Consider the following 1,246-nt stretch of genomic DNA (forward strand, 5'->3'; position numbering starts at 1 on the left):
GACGAGCAAGATCGAAGGCGTGCCGGGCGTCGGTGACGTCGTCGGCGTCGATCGAGACGCCGCGACCCGCGGGTGAGATCGCCTAGCCGCGCGTCGGGCAGGGCCGTGCCCAGCCGCGTCGCCGGGACGACGCCCAGGATGTCGTCCACGTGGACGCGGGCGGTGTCGCCGGAGACGACGACGATGCCGTGGCCCTCGGTCGCGGGCAGCAGCGCCGCCGCCTGGGAGACGGTGGCATCGGCGCCGAGCACGAGCGGGGTGTCCCACCGTACCGGCTGGTCCTTGACCCAGCGGATCGCCGCGTCGATCTCCTGCAGCGGCATGTCCTGCGGCAGCACGCCGAGCCCTCCGCGTCGGGCGAGGGCGGCGGCCAGACGCGGTCCGGTGACGGAGTTCATGTTGGAGGCGACGAGCGGGATCGTCGCCGAGGTCCCGTCGCGGGGCGACAGATCGACGTCCAGCCGGCTCGTCACACCGGATCGTCGCGGCACGAGGAAGACGTCCGAGTACGTGAGGTCGACGGTGGGCTGTGCGCCGGAGAACTGCATGACTCCCACGGTACCGACAGAAAACCTGGGATACCCTTGATGAACGTGTGCGTGTGGGCCGCGCCATACACGGCAGCGGGCCTCGCACGATCTGAAGTTCATCGATGAAAGCAGGCGCAACCGTGTCCAGTCAGGTGACCGGCGTGGGAACTTCGAGCGACGGCGAATTCGGGGCCAACGAATGGCTCGTCGCCGAGATGTACGACCAGTTCGCGAAGGATCGCGACTCGGTCGACCGGGCGTGGTGGCCTGTGCTTGAGGCGTACGAGAAGACTCAGAAGGATGCTGCGCCCACTCCCACCGCTCCGCCCGCCGCGCCCGCTCCCGCCGCGCCCGCTCCCGCCGCGTCGCCGGCGGCGGCCGCCGAGCCGCGCCCGATGACGGCACCGATCCCCGTCGTCGGCGCCCAGCCGGTCGCCCGCACGACGGCCCGCCCCGCCTCTCCCCAGCCTGTGCCGGCGCAGGCGCCGAGCACCGAACCGACGCCGACTCCCGCCGCCCGCGAGGACGTCGTCACACCGCTGCGCGGCATGCCGAAGACTCTTGCCGCGAACATGGACGAGTCGCTGACCGTGCCCACCGCGACGAGCGTGCGCACCGTGCCGGCGAAGCTCATGATCGACAACCGCATCGTGATCAACAATCACATGTCGCGCACCCGCGGCGGCAAGGTGAGCTTCACGCACCTCATCGGCTGG

At 71.0% G+C, this 1,246-nt stretch carries 1 protein-coding gene and 1 pseudogene; one reads left to right on the top strand and one right to left on the bottom strand.

The window, feature by feature from the left end; all coding sequences use genetic code 11:
• A pseudogene (locus I5I_RS00460) lies at nt 1-548 on the bottom strand (IMP dehydrogenase); the annotation flags it as partial.
• Nucleotides 549-670: 122 nt separating this feature from the next.
• Here I5I_RS00460 and I5I_RS15960 point away from each other — a divergent pair.
• The coding region (locus I5I_RS15960) for a 2-oxoglutarate dehydrogenase E1 subunit family protein (protein WP_187289893.1) at nt 671-1,246 on the top strand (576 nt) is incomplete at its 3' end.

Origin of the sequence: Microbacterium sp. B24 (assembly GCF_000333415.1) — a bacterium.
GTDB lineage: Bacteria > Actinomycetota > Actinomycetes > Actinomycetales > Microbacteriaceae > Microbacterium.